Genomic DNA, 15,663 nt, shown 5'->3' with positions numbered 1-15,663 from the left:
TCAATCCCCGTCCAATGAGTTGAACCCGGCATTGATGCCCAGCGTGGGGCTAAGCTCGGTCGAGGCAATGGCGCGGATATCGTTGATGGATTGTTGTAGCGCCTCAACGCGGAACCGTCCCTGCAGGTTTGCCACCCCGGCAAATGCCGGATCGTCCAGCGACTGCGCCCGATCGATGGCGGCGGCGAATGCGTCATCCAGATCGGCGGCGATTTCCGGGTGATCTGCCGACAGACGCGCGGCCAGGTCACGCAAAGCGATCAATGACAACTCCACATGGCGCAACGAACGTTCGGAACGCCGCGCCTCGGCGCGTTTGGGGCGGGGACGGTCGAAACTTCCCAATGGGCGACCAAGGCGGGTTTCGGCGGTGAATTCCAGACCGGTCGTCAGGGCCTTGTAAAGCTCTTGCATGGCTTCGTCTTCAGACCGGTATGGACTGTTCTCACCCGGGTTTGCCAATGCGCGTGCGTAGTCCGCCCAATCTGCATCAATTGCCCCGGCATTGCAGTTGATGTCTGCGGTTATGGCCTGCATCAGCGCGCAGCGATACTCGGCTCTGCCCAGATCGGTGAAGCGTGGATCGTAGAGCATCAGTTCCAGCGCGAAAAAACCGCGGCCGGCCACGGAGGTTTCCGCAAAGGCATCCGGGGATTGAATGGCTGTATCCTCAGCAGAAATCAGGCTGGACAGTGCTTTAGGGGTGAATCCCTTGGTATCGGGCCAAAACGCTAATGCAAAGGCGCGGTCCTCGACTTCGGATGGGCCAAAGCGCAGATGACTAACCGAAATCCAATCGTCAAACGCGTCGTTGTATGCATTGCGAAGCTGGGTCGAGTTCGGGTCACAATCCGCCTGCGCAGCATCGGCCAAAGCGTTGGTGGATTCTGACAGGGCGGAATAGCCGGGTAGGATATGAGCCTCGATGGCGTCGGACAGGATCGGCTCGCGATCTTGTGCGTTTGCGCCCAACGGCAATGTCAGGGAAAGAGCAAGTACGAAGGCGCGCATGGGTCAAAGGCTTTCCAAAAAACGGATAAGGGCATCGCGGTCAGGCTTAGGCATCCCGACGACCGTGTCACGCGCTGTCTGCGCCTCACCGCCGTGCCACAGGATCGCCTCGAGCAACGATTGCGCCCGCCCATCATGCAGAAACTGCGTATGGCCCGATACCTGTTGGGTCAGTCCGATCCCCCAAAGTGGTGGTGTCCGCCATTCACGACCCGTGGCGCGGGCCTCGGGCCGGTTATCGGCAAGCGCTTCGCCCATGTCGTGCAGCAGCAGGTCCGAATAGGGCCAGATCAGCTGAAAACTATGCTCGGGGCGGTCTTCCATGCGATGTGTCACGAAAGAGGGCGTGTGGCAGGATGCACAGCCGGTGTCATGGAACACCTGCTTGCCGCGCAACACCTGAGGATCGTCCAAATCGCGGCGGGCCGGTACACCCAGATTGCGGCTGTAGAACGCGACCAGATCCATGCCGACCTGATCAATTTCAAAGGTCCGGTCGTCGCCATCGCCGTGTGGAGCGTTTACGCAATCCACCTGCGCCGCCGTGCAATCGCCGTGCGCAGCCGGATAGAGGGGGCTGGAAATGCCGATATCACCGGCAAAGGCTGCAGCGGATTGCTCCATGATCGTGGGCATGCCCGCCTTATGACCAAACCGGCCCATCATCGGCGCGCCATATTCAACTGCCCATACGATGTTAGGCCGGCCGGATATTCCGTCGCCATCCTCATCTTCCGGGTCCGCATTCGACAGTAGGTCTTGTACCGGGATCGCCTCGAGCAAGCCCAGGCCGATCATCTGCGGAGCCACGCGGGGGCTGATCATCGCGTCAGGATGCAAAGGGCCATAACCCAGATCGGCAGCTTCGTACGTAGGACGCCGCAAAGTGACGACTTCCCCATCCGACAAAGTGACGGGAACGTCTTCGTAAGTGATATCAAGCCGGTACTCTGCCGGGTGGCCGGGAAGGGCCAGATCCTGCATTTGCCTGCCGTAATTCGGTTCGGGACGGGTGGCGAAGTAGTCTTCGATCTCGGCGTATCCGTCCTCGGGGGTTCCGGGGATAGACACGCGCAGGAACATCGAAATTGCGTTATCATCGGGGCCGTTGGGAGTATGCCCACGCCCGTCTTTGATGTGACAGCGTTGACAGGATCGTGCGTTATATAGCGGCCCCAACCCATCTGAGGCCAACGTGGAAGACGGGGAAGACACCCAGATCTTCTTGAACAGGCCGTTGCCGACTTTGAAGTCCAGCTCCTGCTCGAAACTCAGGTTGCCTGAGGGCTGCGAGAACGCATCTGCGTCGATGCGCGCGCGGACAGTTGCGGCCCCACCTGGCAGCTCTTCAAAGCGCTGAGGCGCGCTGAATTCGACAGGTGCGGCGGTAACCCGCGCAATCCTTGCATGTTCGTCTTCAGTTCTGGGAAGGTAGTTGAGGTGAAGATCCCGCAGCTCTGCCGACAGGGATTGGGTAGCCGCAAGCGCGGCCACCGGCAAAAGGGCAAGCTTACTCGCCTTCGTCCATTTTCGATGCGTTGAGTTGCGCATAATTGGCTTCGCCAATCCTTTCGTACAGGTCCAGCTGCGTTTCGAGGAAATCGATATGCCCTTCCTCATCCGCCAGCAATCCTTCAAACAGAGACATAGTGACGTAGTCGCCAGCGCTCTGACAGTATTCGCGCGCTTCCTTGTACAAGGCCCGGGCGTCGACCTCTGCGGCCAGATCACATTCCAACGTCTCTTTTGGGGTCTGGCCAATGCGCAACGGGTCAAGTTGTTGCAAGTTCGGGTGACCGCCCAGGAAAATGATTCGCTCGATCAGCTTGTCCGCGTGCCCCATTTCTTCGATGGATTCTTCGCGGCTTTTCTTGGCCATGTGGCCGAGGCCCCAATCCTCTTGCAGGCGGTAATGCAGCCAATACTGGCTGACCGCCGTCAGTTCATGCCGCAGAGATTTGTTGAGATATTCTATGACCTTGGGGTCGCCCTTCATCTGCATTCTCCTGTGTTGCCTCGCTGCGAAGTGCGCGAAGCTGCATCGGGACCTCCAACTTATCGCTGGAGCGCATCGAGTCTAGAAAAAGCGGCATGCACCCGCCACAATCTGCTGATTTTCCAAGGGCATGGTAGATTTTACCAGGTGTAATGACCGCGTAAGGATCAGACGTGCGCATCCAGTCGATAGCTGCGCGGATATCGTGATCCGAGATGTTTGTGCAGTGGCATACGATCATAGCAATCAGGGCTCTGAGTTGTATTTCTTACTGTATTAGTAAGTTAATTTAGAAACGTCCAGAGGCAACAGATCAAAGGTACCTCACAAGATTTGGAGGCGGTGTGAAACTGCCGCCTCCGTTTGGCGCGAACCTTGTATTTTACTGGAAGACCGCGTCTGGGTTGTCCAGGCTGTCCGAACCTTCGAACACGATCTGGTCAAGTTCCAACGTGGTCACAATGCGCTCGATCGTCTTTGTCTGATCGACCAGGCCGTTAACGCCGCCCATGATCAGCACTTCGCCGCCTTCGTTGCCGCGTTCCAGCATCTGGTCATAGGCAAATCCGGCTTCCGCGGTTGATTTCAAACGTCCCAGAGCCTGCATGGTGTTGGCCAGTTTCACCTTCATCTCCGCGTCCAGAGATGGGTCGCTGGCGATCACCAGATCCGACAGCGATGCGCCTGAAACCGGAGTGCCGTCGATGCGGGTGTAGCTGCCCAGATAGACGTTCTGAACGCCGAGACCATCGTAGTAATGGCTGTTATGTGTGTTGTCCGAGAAGCAATCATGTTCTTCCTCGGGGTCGTTCAGCATCAGGCCAAGGCGCATGCGTTCACCGGCCTGCTCACCATAAGACAGTGAACCCATGCCGGTCAGAATGGCGCTGACGCCTGCGATTTCGTCGGCAGTCAGGACTGCGCGTGCTTCGCCACCTTCGGCCCATTGCGCCGCCATCCATTCCAGATCGCTGACCAGCAGGTCAGTCGCAGCGCTCAGGTATTGTGCACGGCGGTCGCAATTGCTGTTTGTGCAGTCGTCACCCTGAACGTAATCGGTGTACGGACGGTCGCCTGCGCCCGCGCCATGGCCGTTCAGATCCTGGCCCCACAACAGGAACTCGATCGCGTGGTAGCCTGTGGCAACATTCGCTTCGATTCCGTCGGCTTCGTGCAGGGGCTCGCCCAGCAGTTCCGGGGTGATTTCGCTGGCGTCGATGGTTTTGCCTGACAGCTCGAACGTCGGGTTGGCGATGACGTTCAGTGCGGCGAATTCGTTCTCGTCAGTTGGACCACCATAGGCTGCGTCCACATAGTCGATTAGCCCTTCGTCCAGCGGCCATGCGTTTACCTTGCCTTCCCAGTCGTCGACGATCGCGTTGCCAAAACGGTAAACCTCGGTCTGCTGGTACGGAACACGTGCAGCAATCCATGCAGCGCGTGCTGCGTTTAGTGTGGCGTCTGACGGATCAGCGATCAGCGCGTTTACTGCGGCCTGCAGCGACTTTGCCGCGATCAGGCTGTCGTCATATTTGGCTTCGGCGATGTTCGCATAGGTGGTCAGAACGTCGATCTTCGCGGGGGTTTCGGCAAATGCTGCTGTCGCGATCCCAAGGGTCAGTACGCTGGTGGCGGCAAAAAATTTGGTCATGGAGGTGACACTTTCCTGTCAGAAAAAACTCACTAGCGCCGCTTCAGCGACGCGCACGCACCAAAAACTGAGTGAAATAGTAAGGTAAGTCAACCTGAGTCTTATTGTCGGAAATATATGTCGCACCCTTTCCCCATAATTGGCGGGGTAGGTGAGCCGAAGCCGCGATTGCACGGGGTTTTAATCACATTAGAATGGACTGTGTGATTCTTTGTTGGGTGGTGCTTTGTTTATGAAATGTGCAGCCATTGCTTTGATGCTGACACCGGCGATTGTTCTATCGCAAGTGCAAGGCCCTGCCCATAAACATGGTACGGGATATGTGAATATCGCCTTTTCTGATCAGGCATTTTCTTTATCCCTCAATGTGCCTTCTGCAGACATTATCGGTTTTGAAGGCCCGGCCGAAACCGATGACGATCGCGCGCAGGTGGCGGTTGCGGTATCAGACCTGTCCAAACCTTTGGGCTTGTTTGTGCTGCCGGAAGAGGCCGGATGCATTACCGCGTCGGCCAATGTCACACTTACGGGTGAAGGATTGGGGCAGGACAATACCAACGAGTCTGCTGATCAAGATCAACATAGCGACTTTCTGGCCGACTACCTGATTCAGTGCCAAGATATTACAGCGCTGGCTAATATCCGGTTTGCGTATTTCGAACGGTTCGAAAATGCTCAGAAGTTGATCTTGCAGGTGACCCGATCCGGTCAAACCAGAACGTATGAGATAACTCGGGACCAACCGGATCTGGCAATGTGAAATGCCAAAACGCGGGCCATGCGGTCGGCCCGCGCCCATATACGATGCGAAGGGCGCAATCACACGGGCGCGACGAAAGCGCCATGGACAGCACCCATCGTGCTGTCAGTGTACGAAACGCAGTTCCGAAAAACTCTGCCGCCACTCTGCAACCTCGGCGGCGATATCCGCGCCCGCCAATCCAGAAGTGATCAATGCCGCCAACCGATCAGCGTCCTGAGACGTCATCCCCCATCTGACCAGTTCAGGCGTCCCGAACCGAAGGCCGTTCATGTCCCCTTTCACTTCGGGTGCAGGCAGTCCAATTCCGCAAGCAAGAAACCCAGCGCGGTGCAGCGTTTTGGACGCCGCTTGCCCGCCACCATAAGAGTCTGCCAACACAGCAAACTGGTGCGAGTTGGTAAATCCTTCCCGACCCGCAAAGACGGGAACACCACGAGCGTCCAATCGTTCTGCGACCGCTTGCGCCATCGAGATCATTTCGGCCGCGTATTGTTTGCCGAAATCGCGCCAGTCCAGCATTGTTACGGCCAATGCTGCAGACTTGGCCGCGTCGAAGTTTGCCGTCATTCCCGGAAAGGCAATCGCGTCGAGCTTTTGCGCAATCTCCGCGTCATTGGAGACGATCAAACCACCGGCGGGGCCGCCCAGGCTTTTGTAAGTGCTCATCGTCATGAAATGCGCGCCCTCGGCCAAAGGATTGCACCACGCTTTGCCTGCGATGATCCCGCATTGATGGGCGGCGTCGAACATGACCTTGGCCCCGATCTCGTCAGCGATCTGCCGGACCTCTTTTACGGGATGTTCGAACAGATTGAGGCTGCCCCCGATAGTGATCAGCTTGGGCCGTTCTTTCAGCGCCAACGCGCGTAGCTGATCCAGATCGACCGTATAGCCGTCACCATCCGTTGGCGCCTCAATCGTGCGCAGACCAAACAACCCAGCACACCCCCCAAGGTGATGAGTCACGTGCCCACCAATCGAGGCTGGCGGTGCAATGATTGTATCGCCCGGCTTGCAGGTCGCCATAAACCCATAGAGGTTGGCAATCGCGCCTGACGGCACCCTAATTTCGGCGAATTTGGCTTCAAAGATCTCGGCGCAAAGCTCGGCGGCAATCACTTCAATCTCTTCAATAGCTTCCAGCCCCATCTCGTACTTGTCGCCGGGATAGCCCAGCGATGGTCGGGACCCGATGCCGGATGACAACAGGGCCTCGGCCCTTGGATTCATCACATTTGTTGCCGGGTTAAGGTTGAAACACTCTTGCTCGTGGATCTCGCGGTTCCGCGTCGCAAGATCGCCGATCCGTTTGATCAGCTCATCAGACGCGGCCTGAGACGCCTTGGCGGCGATTTGCTGAACACGGGTTTCGCACTGATCCGGGACCCAGTTTCGGTGTGTGATTGTCATGTCTGTGACCTCCTGCTTGTCACCAGATTGAACAAACGGGGCGACATCGCAAATCAGAATTGCTATTTCTTGGCGTAGAAAAACTGAGTCTAAGACAATGGCTGTTCTACCAAGACGCCCGAAAGGGCCACCTCTCAACGCACTCCGCGCTTTTGAAGCTGCAGCAAGGCTGGGCAGTTTCGTCGCTGCTGCCGAAGAGCTGAGCGTCACTCCCGGTGCGATTTCGCAACACATCAAAACGATTGAGGCTTGGGCGGACGTGCCGCTGTTCCGGCGAAACGCGCAAGGGGTTGAGCTGACCGCGCCTGGGCGCCACTTGGCCAGTGATTTCACCCAGGCCTTCGATCAGCTTGCCGCCGCAACGCAGAACCTGCGGAACCTGAGCCCGAGCGTTGAGATCCACATCGCCGCCCTGCCTTCGGTCGCGCAACTTTGGCTGCCGGCGCGTTTGGGGCGCATCCGAAACACTTGGCCGGACATGAAGTTCTCGGTAACGGCCATGGAAACACCGCCTCGCCTATCACGTGATCTGTTTGATCTTTCGGTCTTCATTGCCGATCCTGATGGGGCGGCTGATCAAATTGTAGTCGCGAAGGATGTCATTTTCCCGGTTTGCGCGCCAGAACTGGTCGAGCGTTTCGACTTTGAAACCACCCCGCTGCTGCACGATCAGACATGGCAGGACGATTGGCGGCGGTGGTCCGAGGAGACGGGGACAATTATCAGCGATCCTACCAAAGGGCCGAAATATTCGCTTTACGGTCTTGCAGTCGAAGAGGCCAAGTCCGGGGCCGGTGCCTTGATGGCGCATGGATGCTTGATCGAGCCTGCGCTGAAGGCCGGGCATTTGGTGCGTGTATCGGCGCAGGCCTGCGAAACAGGCCGGTCGCTGATGATAACTCTTCCGCATTCATCGAGGCGACGCGCGGAACTTGATGAAATAGTTGAGCTGTTGCGGGAAGATTAGTGGCAAGGGAACCAATGATCATTGCCCGCGAAGAGTAACAGAATTTTGCGAGGACTGGTTCGGACGCCCAATTTGGATGAGAACCTCACACAATAGACCTTATAATATATAAGCCCCAATACCCTCGAGGGTTAAACGGAACGGTCAGATTTACCTGCGGCATATTGGTTTGTGGACGGTGGCAAGCCCACCGTGCTCGATGTTCCAATAATCAACAACCCGACACCAACGACCGGACACTGGAACATCTGGGACACTTACTCGCCGGACAACGAGGTATCTCTCGTCGCAACCTAATGGCACTGAGCGCGGCAAGCCACGCCAGTAGCCTACCGTCAAGAGATTTGTACGTGATAGGCAAAACTGTTGCATTGCGGCGGGCCAACAGCACTCGTTCTCGAATTCTACGTACACTCAACTCGCGTCATATATTGTGTACTTTGCAGCATGCTAAAACCCATTTGGAAGGGCAGCCGAAAGTTGTTCGTTGCATTCAGAACTTACGGCGGACAGTAGACATCCGCCGCAATTGCAAAGAAGCCATCAGAAAGTGGTGCCAAAAACTTCGGTTTATGCGTTTTTTCATTCTTCAAAACGATAAAAGCGTTTTGCGGTGATATGAAACACGTCGTCATGGTCCGATTTTGAGATGATCTGTTGGTGACAGGAAACAAGATCTTTGAAAGTTGATGTTAGGCTATCAACTGGGAAATTCGATCCGAACATGCAGCGATCGCTGCCAAATTGAGACAAGCAATTTGAAACGATAGGCGCGACACTTTCTGCGCTCCAGTTGTGATCGAACATTCCAAGGCCGGAGAGTTTGCAATAGACCTGCGGAAGGCTTGACAATGCGGTCAATTCGTCAGCCCACTTTCGCAAACCTGGCGGAGTCCGGTCATACGGTGAACCTGCGTGGCACAACGCCGTCTGGGTTTCCGGAGCTTGCGCAAGGACATCTGCAGCTTGACCCATAAGTTCAGGCAGTAGTTGAAGGTCAAAGGAAAGACCGCGGCGGCCCAGTTGCTTCAGTCCAGCCAAAAACTCTGGGTTTTTTAGCAGCGAGTTCGTTCCAGTTGAGGCATCTTCGCCCGGAGCACGGCCAATAATCTGACGAACGCCACGTACAGACGGCAGGGTTTGAAGCCGGTCGAGTTGTTTGTCCAGATCATCAGCGGTCAGATCGCAGAACGCCACTTGCACCAACGGCCAGTCTGGGAACCGGTCGGTCACTGTTTGCACCCATTGCGCTTCGGCCCAGGGGTCAGCCGCGCCCACCTGAATATGGACCGAGGCGCCGAAACCCTCGGCTTTGGCATCTGCGCGAAATTCCGGCAGCAAATAGTTTCGTTGGATGGGGGAGGGGTCGCCAAAGAAACGAGCGACGCCCTTTTCCATGAGCCAGGGGTAGTTCACGGCAGACAGGTCCCACAAGTGGTGATGCGCATCTATTCTCATGGCGTTTCGATCCCCGTCGTGCGTTCCAGAATATCGACACCTTGCGCATTCCAGAAATGCAACAGGTCAATGAAGACCCAGTTTTCTGCCAGTTTGTCACCAGCGCGGCGATAGATATCGATCACCCTGAATTCGCCGGGCGTACCGGTTGCGGGCATACCCATGAACCCACCGGACGGAGTTGCCGTGAAGTTGGGCCAGCCGAAGAACCCGCCATAATGCCCCTCGGCCAAACGGCAGAAATGATTGGTCTTTGACCGGTCTGCGAAGGCGGCGCGGAACGGGCCTGAGTGCTGCTTGGCATAGCGTTCTATCGTGTAGGTCGCGCCGATCCCTTCAGGTCCCCACCAGATCATGTCTTGGTGCCAGGTTCGGGCCAATTCATCCTCAAGCGACAACCCACTGTCCCATTGGCCCAGATCCGAGATCATCGCGTTGATGACTGCCAGCGTCCTTTCGCCTTCTTCAATGGGCTGCTCGTTCAGTAGCAGACCGTTATGGGGCCTTGGTCCGGGTTGCACCAAATGCGCCGCTGTTTGCGGGGGAAACGGATTCTGCCCGGCTTGCACCATCAGGTGCGGTATGTCGAAATACATCGCTGTTTCGACAATCCTGTCACCGGCGACCTTGTAGAACGCGCAATAGGGCAGGAATGCCAGCTTGCCAGTTGGGCGAATGCCCAGCCACGGACGGTCGAACAGCCCCATCAAATGCCCCATAGATACGACCCAAACGTGGGCCTCGTCCCGCAGCGAGTTTTGCCCCGCAAACAGGATATCTACACGGTTCTGCTGGCGGGTTAGGCTGCTCTTTAGTGGTTGCCAGAACTGCCGGGCAACCTGTTCGGCGCCATTGATTTCGTTGAATGGGTGAAAGCCGCGCCACTTCAGATCCGGGGCGCAGTATTGGCCCATTGCCTTCGGGATTTCTTGTTCTGTCGCGGAATCCAACGCGGTGTGAAACGCAGAGACGAGTTTTTTTTCTGTCTGAAAGGTCACGGTATTTGCCATTGTGATCAAAGTTTTACGAGAGGCACGAAGCCGGGTTGAGTCGGGTATTTGCGTCAGTTTTGCATACGTATGCAAAAAAGTCTTGCCTGAATTGACGTATGCGAATTACAGTTTTGCAAACGTATGCAAAATGATTCCTTGCAGGGGGCACCATGGCGGAAATTCAATTGCGGAACGTCGGCAAGCGATGGGGCTCATTCGTTGGGGTTCACAATTTCGACCTGACCATTGCTGATCGCGAGTTTCTGGTCCTGCTCGGCCCCTCGGGCTGCGGCAAGACAACGACGATGCGGATGATCGCCGGACTTGAGGACGTGACCGAGGGCGAAATCTTGGTCGATGGCAATGTGGTCAACGATCTGGAGCCGAAGGACCGCGACGTTGCGATGGTGTTCCAGAGCTATGCGCTTTATCCCAACATGAACGTCTATGAAAACATCCGCTTTCCGCTGAAAGTGCGCGGCATCGACCCGTCGACCCATGACGAGAAAGTGCGCCGCGCCAGCGCGATGGTCGAGCTGGACGACTTCCTGCATCGTAAGCCTGCCGAATTGTCAGGTGGTCAAAGGCAGCGTGTGGCACTCGCCCGTGCCATTGTGCGCGAACCCAACGTGTTCCTGATGGACGAGCCTCTTTCAAATCTGGATGCTAAACTGCGGGTTTCCACCCGGGCGCAGATCAAAAATCTAAGTCATGAGTTGGCCGTCACCACCATCTATGTAACCCATGACCAGATTGAGGCCATGACTTTGGCCGACCGCGTTGTGGTGATGAAACAAGGCGTGGTTCAGCAAGTGGGTAGCCCCACGGAAATCTACGACATGCCGGCTAACACGTTTGTGGCCAGCTTCATCGGCTCACCCGCGATGAATTTGATGGATGGCGAGGTTTCGGGCGGCGTGTTCCGAGCCGAGCATGTCGAAATTCCAGTCGATGCTCCGGACGGACCAATGACACTGGGATTCCGCGCAGAAGACGCCAGCCTTGCCGAAGGGCAGGGCCAGATCACAGCACCCATTTACACGCTGGAATTGCTGGGCGACGCGACCATGATCTCGGTCCGGGTCGGCGGTGCTCTGGTATCGGTCAAAGCCGATAAAGCCTTCCGCGCCGAGATTGGCGAGACAGTCTCGTTATCGGTGCCAAAAGAAATCTGTCACCTCTTTGAAGCTGAAAGCGGTGCGCGGATTGGGGACCACCCCCACAAACAGCCCAAACGGGCTTAACACCGGTCCGGACGTCGACGACGGACCGATCCTGACAGGGAGAAACGCATGAAACTCAAGACGATCCTTATGGCAGGTGCCATGTCCATCGCCGCCACCGGCGCATGGGCGGAATGTGCCTTTGAAAACGACGTGCCACTGAAGTCGCTGTCCGCCGGGTTTGAAGCCTGGAAAGCGGTCACCGATGCAATGGCGGAATGCGGTAACTTCAGCGCTTCGCTGGACCAGGAATTCCGCGAAAAGCAACCTGAGGCATTTGCCGCTGATCCGGCGCTTTATCAGATCGGCGGTGTTTCGAACGCAACTCTGGTGCCTTTGCTCAATGCCGGTACGATCCGTCCGCTGGACGATCTGGTCGAGAAGTACGGTCAGGATTTGCTGCCCAATCAGTTGATCAAAGTCGATGGCAAGACCATGGCGATTGCGATGATGGTGAATGCGCAGCACCTGATGTATCGCGACGATGTTCTGGCTGAACTGGGCATCGAAGAACCCAAGACATATGGCGATGTTCTTTCCGCGGCTGCCAAGATCAAGGAAGCCGGCGTCATGGACTATCCCATTGGTGGGACGTTCAAGACCGGTTGGAACCTTGGTCAGGAATTCGTCAATATGTATTTGGGCGAGGGCGGTTCGTTCTTTGGTGACGGCAACATGCCTGCAATCAACAACGAGCAAGGCGTAGCGGCGCTGGAAACCCTGAAAGCCATGACCGAGTATATGGACCCAGAATATCTGGTTTCCGACTCGACCTATGTGCAACAGCAGTTCCAGCAGGGCAAGATTGCCATGGCGAACCTGTGGGCCAGCCGTGCCGCTGCGATGAACGATGAGGCCGAAAGCCAGGTCGTTGGCAAGGTGACCATGGCCGCGGCTCCAATGGGATCGGCGGTTCCGGCGACCACAATCTGGTGGGACGGTATTGTTCTGGCTTCGAACATGAGCGACGAAGAAGCGGATGCTGCCTTCCGCGTCGCACTTGAGGGCATGGACACCGATACGGTCAGTGCGAACAACGATGTCGCAGTATGGCTGAGCACGGCCTATTCGGCAGGCCCTTTGGCTGCAGGTGCTGCAGCGTCCGCTGAAGGCGGCGCCAAGGCTTACCCGGCTTCCGGTCCTATGGGCATCATGCACACCTCGTTGGGTAACGGACTGGCCGACTACCTGACCGGTGCCAAAGACGCGCAGACGACTCTGGCCGATATCGAGGCAGACTATGTCACTGCCGCGAAAGAAGCGGGTCTGATCAGCAACTGATCCTCCCTTGGGAGGGCTACGGCCCTCCCATCCCTTTCCCCCGAGAACCATTAGAAAGGCAGAGCCATGAACTTCCGGACATTTGCTGCTTTTGTCGGTCCCTCTGTCTTTATGATGCTTCTCTTCATCGCGTTCCCGCTGGTCAGCGTGTTCAAGCAGAGTTTCTATGTCACTCAGCCGATCTATGAGACGGTTGAAAAAGAAACCTGTACCCCCGGTTTCCTGACCCAGACCTGTGTGACTGAAAATGTGTCGCAGCCAAAGCTGGATGAGCATGGTGAGATAATCACGCAAACCCAGTACGTGGGGTTGCAAAGCTATCGCAATGTTCTGGAACCTGACCGTGCATGGCGCGCCATAAGTGATGGCAGCTGGCATGTGCTGTCGACGATCAATTTCTGGAAGGCCCTGCGGTTCACTCTGACGTTTACTTTGATCACCCTGCCGCTGGTGGTCGGTTGCGGGCTTGGGATTGCCATTCTGATAAACAATGCCGCGCGTTCTATCCGCGGCCCGGTGATATTCGTCTCTCTGCTACCTTTTATCATCACTCCGGTGATCGGAGTTCTGTCAATCAATTGGCTGTTTCGCGGCGACGGTATCCTGACTGCGATGATGGAATGGTGGCTGAACCGTGACATAGCCCTGTTTGCCCAGGCTTGGACGATTGAAGTCCTGATGATGATCTACCGCGTCTGGCACGTGGCGCCCTTTGCGGCCATCATCTTTTACGCCGGTCTCCAAACGGTTAATCAAGACAGTTTGGAGAGCGCGGTAATTGACGGGGCGACCCGCTGGCAGCGGCTGAAATACATCGTCATTCCGCATCTGATGCCGCTTATCATATTTGTATCAATGATCCACCTGATGGACAGCTACCGCGTGTTCGAAGAAATCGTAGGCTTCTCAAGCCAGGGCTATGTGATCTCGCTACAGTGGCTGACCTTTGACTACCTGACGCCGGATCAGGCGGGTAACCGGTCGATCAGCCGTGCCTCGGCCAACTCGATGCTGACCATGATTGGCGTTGTCATCCTGCTTATCCTTCCGCTGCGCCGCACATGGCGCGATCATAAAGGAGGTCACTGATATGTCCTCGCGTGCGCTTCGCCAGCCTTTTGGCCTGCGGCTGACTTCAAACATCTTCCTTGCGCTGTGGTGCCTGATCGCGGCCTTCCCGATCTTCTGGATCGTGGTGATGAGCTTCAAGTCGCCAGTGGATGCCTTCGACAGCAACGCGTTGAACGTGATCTTCGGTCCTGCCACTCTGGGCGTTGGCAAAGGTCTTTCGCTGCTGGACATCATTCTGGGCATCGCGGTGATTTGGGCGACGATTGTGATCTCCACAAAAACACTCCCGTCGATGGTGAAGTCTTACACGAAACCCGAGCAAGAATGGTTTGGCTGGGTGATCGGCGTGCTGGTTGTTCTTGTTGGCTTTCTGCTTGCATTCTTTGTCGTCCTGCCCGCCGTTCTAAACGTGCTGAACCCCTGGTTCGGACCCTTGGGTCGGGACGTGCTTGGCCTGACCACCGAACACTACAAGACCGTCTGGATTGACCGGGGCTTTTCAAACAACTTCAAAAACTCACTGATCGTGACAACAGGTGTGGTGACCGTGTCGCTGACCGTTGGCACGTTGGCGGGATATGGTCTGGCACGGTCTGGATCGACTTTGGCTTTCTGGATCCTGATTGTCGCCTTGGTGTTCCGGGCCCTGCCGCATTCGGTGCTGGTGGCCGGTTATCTACCGGTATTCATCAACTCGGCCGAGTGGCTGGCCCCGATCCTGGGTGAAAACGCACCGACGCTGTATGGCAAGCCATTTGCGGTGATCGCCGTTCTGGTTGCGATCAATCAGCCATTCACGATCTGGATGCTGCGTTCGTTCTTTCAGAATATCCCGGCAGAGCTGGATGAGGCTGCGCGCGTTGATGGTTGCAGCCATTTTCAGGCCTTCCGCCGTGTGATCATGCCGGTAATGTGGCCGGGGGTGATCACCACAGGTCTGTTCAGCTTCCTGCTGGCGTATAATGACTTTCTTGTCACTGCACTGCTGCTGGATGCGCAGAACCAGACCATGGTTCCCGCTATTGTCGGCATGTTCAACCGAGAGACGACAACAACCGATCAGGTGGTCGCGGTTGCCGCCGCCGTGTCGATCACTGCGCCGCTGATCTTCCTTGTTCTGATCTTCCAGCGCCAGATCGTCAGCGGTCTGACAGCCGGAGCGGTCAAAGGCTGATGAGCAACCATGCACGCCATAACGCCATGTCGCGCCACCCGGCGCTGAACAGGATGCCGAGGGACTTTCTGAGTATAGGGGCTGCGATCCCCAAACTCTCTCTCTGGCAACCTGAAAGGACATAGACATGAAAGGTTCCCGTCCCGAACAAGCTGTCCTGACCCGCGACACGGACATGAGCAAAACCGAAGACACGCGCCGCGTGATCGAAACCATGGTGGATGGTCTGAACGATCACCGCATTGATGACATCGGAGAATTCTTCACCCAAGGCTTCCGCTGGATGGGCAATCAAGGCTGCGGCACCAAAACCGGGCTGAAAGAGTTTCAGGAAAACTGGCAGCGCCCGTTTCAAGCGGCGTTTTCGGACAAAACCTGCATCGATGAAGCCCGTCTTTACATGGGCGAATGGGCAGCAGCCTTTGGTCGTCAGGAAGCAACCCATACGGGTGAGTTTCTGGGCATCGCCCCTACCGGCAAGCGGGTCGAGATCCGCTATATGGATTTTTGGAAAGTCGTTGACGGCAAGATCGTCGACAACTGGGTGAATGTCGATTTCGCACATGTCGCGGCGCAACTGGGCGTCGACCTGTTCAACGGCGAAGGCTGGGAAGCATTTGACCGGGGTGAGAAATGTCCACCCCGGCCCGAAAACTGAGGATTGGA

At 56.5% G+C, this 15,663-nt stretch carries 15 protein-coding genes; 7 read left to right on the top strand and 8 right to left on the bottom strand.

Going from position 1 to position 15,663, the window contains the following annotated elements:
• The 5 genes from AC2FFH_RS03460 to AC2FFH_RS03440 form a co-directional block, all read right to left on the bottom strand.
• On the bottom strand, positions 1–1,011 hold the full coding sequence (locus AC2FFH_RS03460; protein ID WP_496843752.1) for an imelysin family protein: 1,011 nt from the start codon (positions 1,009–1,011) through the stop codon (positions 1–3).
• A gap of 3 nt (positions 1,012–1,014) precedes the next feature.
• Entirely contained in the window at positions 1,015–2,562 is a 1,548-nt protein-coding gene (locus AC2FFH_RS03455) for a di-heme oxidoreductase family protein (protein ID WP_496768869.1), read from the bottom strand.
• The gene (bfr, locus tag AC2FFH_RS03450) at positions 2,522–3,007 is read right to left on the bottom strand and encodes a bacterioferritin (protein ID WP_496768867.1); all 486 of its coding nucleotides are present in this window, start codon (positions 3,005–3,007) and stop codon (positions 2,522–2,524) included. Before bfr ends, AC2FFH_RS03455 begins: the two co-directional genes overlap by 41 nt.
• Positions 2,955–3,248, bottom strand: coding sequence for a (2Fe-2S)-binding protein (locus tag AC2FFH_RS03445; RefSeq protein ID WP_496768865.1), 294 nt, complete (start codon positions 3,246–3,248; stop codon positions 2,955–2,957). The genes bfr and AC2FFH_RS03445 overlap by 53 nt, the downstream gene beginning before the upstream one ends.
• Before the next feature lie 141 nt (positions 3,249–3,389).
• Positions 3,390–4,658 (bottom strand): imelysin family protein, encoded by a 1,269-nt coding sequence (locus AC2FFH_RS03440; RefSeq protein WP_496768863.1) that lies wholly within the window; start codon positions 4,656–4,658, stop codon positions 3,390–3,392.
• Between the two features lie 232 nt (positions 4,659–4,890).
• Between AC2FFH_RS03440 and AC2FFH_RS03435 the strand changes: the two genes are divergently transcribed.
• Positions 4,891–5,418, top strand: coding sequence for a ZrgA family zinc uptake protein (locus AC2FFH_RS03435; protein ID WP_496843751.1), 528 nt, complete (start codon positions 4,891–4,893; stop codon positions 5,416–5,418).
• Positions 5,419–5,523: 105 nt separating this feature from the next.
• On the opposite strand, the gene glyA is transcribed toward AC2FFH_RS03435, so the two are convergent.
• Positions 5,524–6,831, bottom strand: coding sequence for a serine hydroxymethyltransferase (gene glyA, locus AC2FFH_RS03430; protein WP_496843750.1), 1,308 nt, complete (start codon positions 6,829–6,831; stop codon positions 5,524–5,526).
• Between the two features lie 97 nt (positions 6,832–6,928).
• Here glyA and AC2FFH_RS03425 point away from each other — a divergent pair, with 97 nt between their 5' ends.
• Positions 6,929–7,798, top strand: a complete 870-nt coding sequence (locus tag AC2FFH_RS03425; RefSeq protein WP_496768857.1) for a LysR family transcriptional regulator — start codon at positions 6,929–6,931, stop codon at positions 7,796–7,798.
• 582 nt (positions 7,799–8,380) lie between these two features.
• Here the strand turns inward: AC2FFH_RS03425 and AC2FFH_RS03420 are convergent.
• Positions 8,381–9,256 (bottom strand): amidohydrolase family protein, encoded by an 876-nt coding sequence (locus tag AC2FFH_RS03420; RefSeq protein WP_496768855.1) that lies wholly within the window; start codon positions 9,254–9,256, stop codon positions 8,381–8,383.
• Positions 9,253–10,254: a nuclear transport factor 2 family protein gene (locus AC2FFH_RS03415; protein WP_496843749.1), complete on the bottom strand. Its 1,002-nt coding sequence runs from the start codon at positions 10,252–10,254 to the stop codon at positions 9,253–9,255. Before AC2FFH_RS03415 ends, AC2FFH_RS03420 begins: the two co-directional genes overlap by 4 nt.
• 164 nt (positions 10,255–10,418) lie before the next feature.
• Between AC2FFH_RS03415 and AC2FFH_RS03410 the strand changes: the two genes are divergently transcribed.
• The 5 genes from AC2FFH_RS03410 to AC2FFH_RS03390 all read left to right on the top strand — a co-directional run bounded on the left by AC2FFH_RS03410 (position 10,419) and on the right by AC2FFH_RS03390 (position 15,655).
• Positions 10,419–11,492 (top strand): ABC transporter ATP-binding protein, encoded by a 1,074-nt coding sequence (locus AC2FFH_RS03410; RefSeq protein WP_496768851.1) that lies wholly within the window; start codon positions 10,419–10,421, stop codon positions 11,490–11,492.
• Between the two features lie 48 nt (positions 11,493–11,540).
• On the top strand, positions 11,541–12,752 hold the full coding sequence (locus AC2FFH_RS03405) for an ABC transporter substrate-binding protein (protein ID WP_282153301.1): 1,212 nt from the start codon (positions 11,541–11,543) through the stop codon (positions 12,750–12,752).
• 66 nt (positions 12,753–12,818) lie between these two features.
• Entirely contained in the window at positions 12,819–13,841 is a 1,023-nt protein-coding gene (locus tag AC2FFH_RS03400) for a carbohydrate ABC transporter permease (protein WP_496740692.1), read from the top strand.
• Position 13,842: 1 nt separating this feature from the next.
• Positions 13,843–14,997: a carbohydrate ABC transporter permease gene (locus AC2FFH_RS03395; protein WP_170561322.1), complete on the top strand. Its 1,155-nt coding sequence runs from the start codon at positions 13,843–13,845 to the stop codon at positions 14,995–14,997.
• Between the two features lie 127 nt (positions 14,998–15,124).
• Complete coding sequence (locus tag AC2FFH_RS03390) at positions 15,125–15,655, top strand: ester cyclase (RefSeq protein WP_108859141.1); 531 nt, start codon at positions 15,125–15,127, stop codon at positions 15,653–15,655.
• The last annotated feature ends 8 nt before the right edge of the window (positions 15,656–15,663 follow it).

The organism is Ruegeria sp. YTSC003, from assembly GCF_059609785.1.
The sequence above is the reverse complement of the archived record's forward strand: the minus strand, read 5'-3'. Positions and strand labels throughout refer to the sequence as shown.

Coding starts and splice junctions, on each gene's coding strand:
- AC2FFH_RS03460 (WP_496843752.1), bottom strand. CDS start 1,011: ATGCGCGCCTTCGTACTTGCTCTTTCCCTGACATTGCCGTTGGGCGCA.
- AC2FFH_RS03455 (WP_496768869.1), bottom strand. CDS start 2,562: ATGCGCAACTCAACGCATCGAAAATGGACGAAGGCGAGTAAGCTTGCC.
- bfr (WP_496768867.1), bottom strand. CDS start 3,007: ATGAAGGGCGACCCCAAGGTCATAGAATATCTCAACAAATCTCTGCGG.
- AC2FFH_RS03445 (WP_496768865.1), bottom strand. CDS start 3,248: ATGATCGTATGCCACTGCACAAACATCTCGGATCACGATATCCGCGCA.
- AC2FFH_RS03440 (WP_496768863.1), bottom strand. CDS start 4,658: ATGACCAAATTTTTTGCCGCCACCAGCGTACTGACCCTTGGGATCGCG.
- AC2FFH_RS03435 (WP_496843751.1), top strand. CDS start 4,891: ATGAAATGTGCAGCCATTGCTTTGATGCTGACACCGGCGATTGTTCTA.
- glyA (WP_496843750.1), bottom strand. CDS start 6,831: ATGACAATCACACACCGAAACTGGGTCCCGGATCAGTGCGAAACCCGT.
- AC2FFH_RS03425 (WP_496768857.1), top strand. CDS start 6,929: ATGGCTGTTCTACCAAGACGCCCGAAAGGGCCACCTCTCAACGCACTC.
- AC2FFH_RS03420 (WP_496768855.1), bottom strand. CDS start 9,256: ATGAGAATAGATGCGCATCACCACTTGTGGGACCTGTCTGCCGTGAAC.
- AC2FFH_RS03410 (WP_496768851.1), top strand. CDS start 10,419: ATGGCGGAAATTCAATTGCGGAACGTCGGCAAGCGATGGGGCTCATTC.
- AC2FFH_RS03405 (WP_282153301.1), top strand. CDS start 11,541: ATGAAACTCAAGACGATCCTTATGGCAGGTGCCATGTCCATCGCCGCC.
- AC2FFH_RS03400 (WP_496740692.1), top strand. CDS start 12,819: ATGAACTTCCGGACATTTGCTGCTTTTGTCGGTCCCTCTGTCTTTATG.
- AC2FFH_RS03395 (WP_170561322.1), top strand. CDS start 13,843: ATGTCCTCGCGTGCGCTTCGCCAGCCTTTTGGCCTGCGGCTGACTTCA.
- AC2FFH_RS03390 (WP_108859141.1), top strand. CDS start 15,125: ATGAAAGGTTCCCGTCCCGAACAAGCTGTCCTGACCCGCGACACGGAC.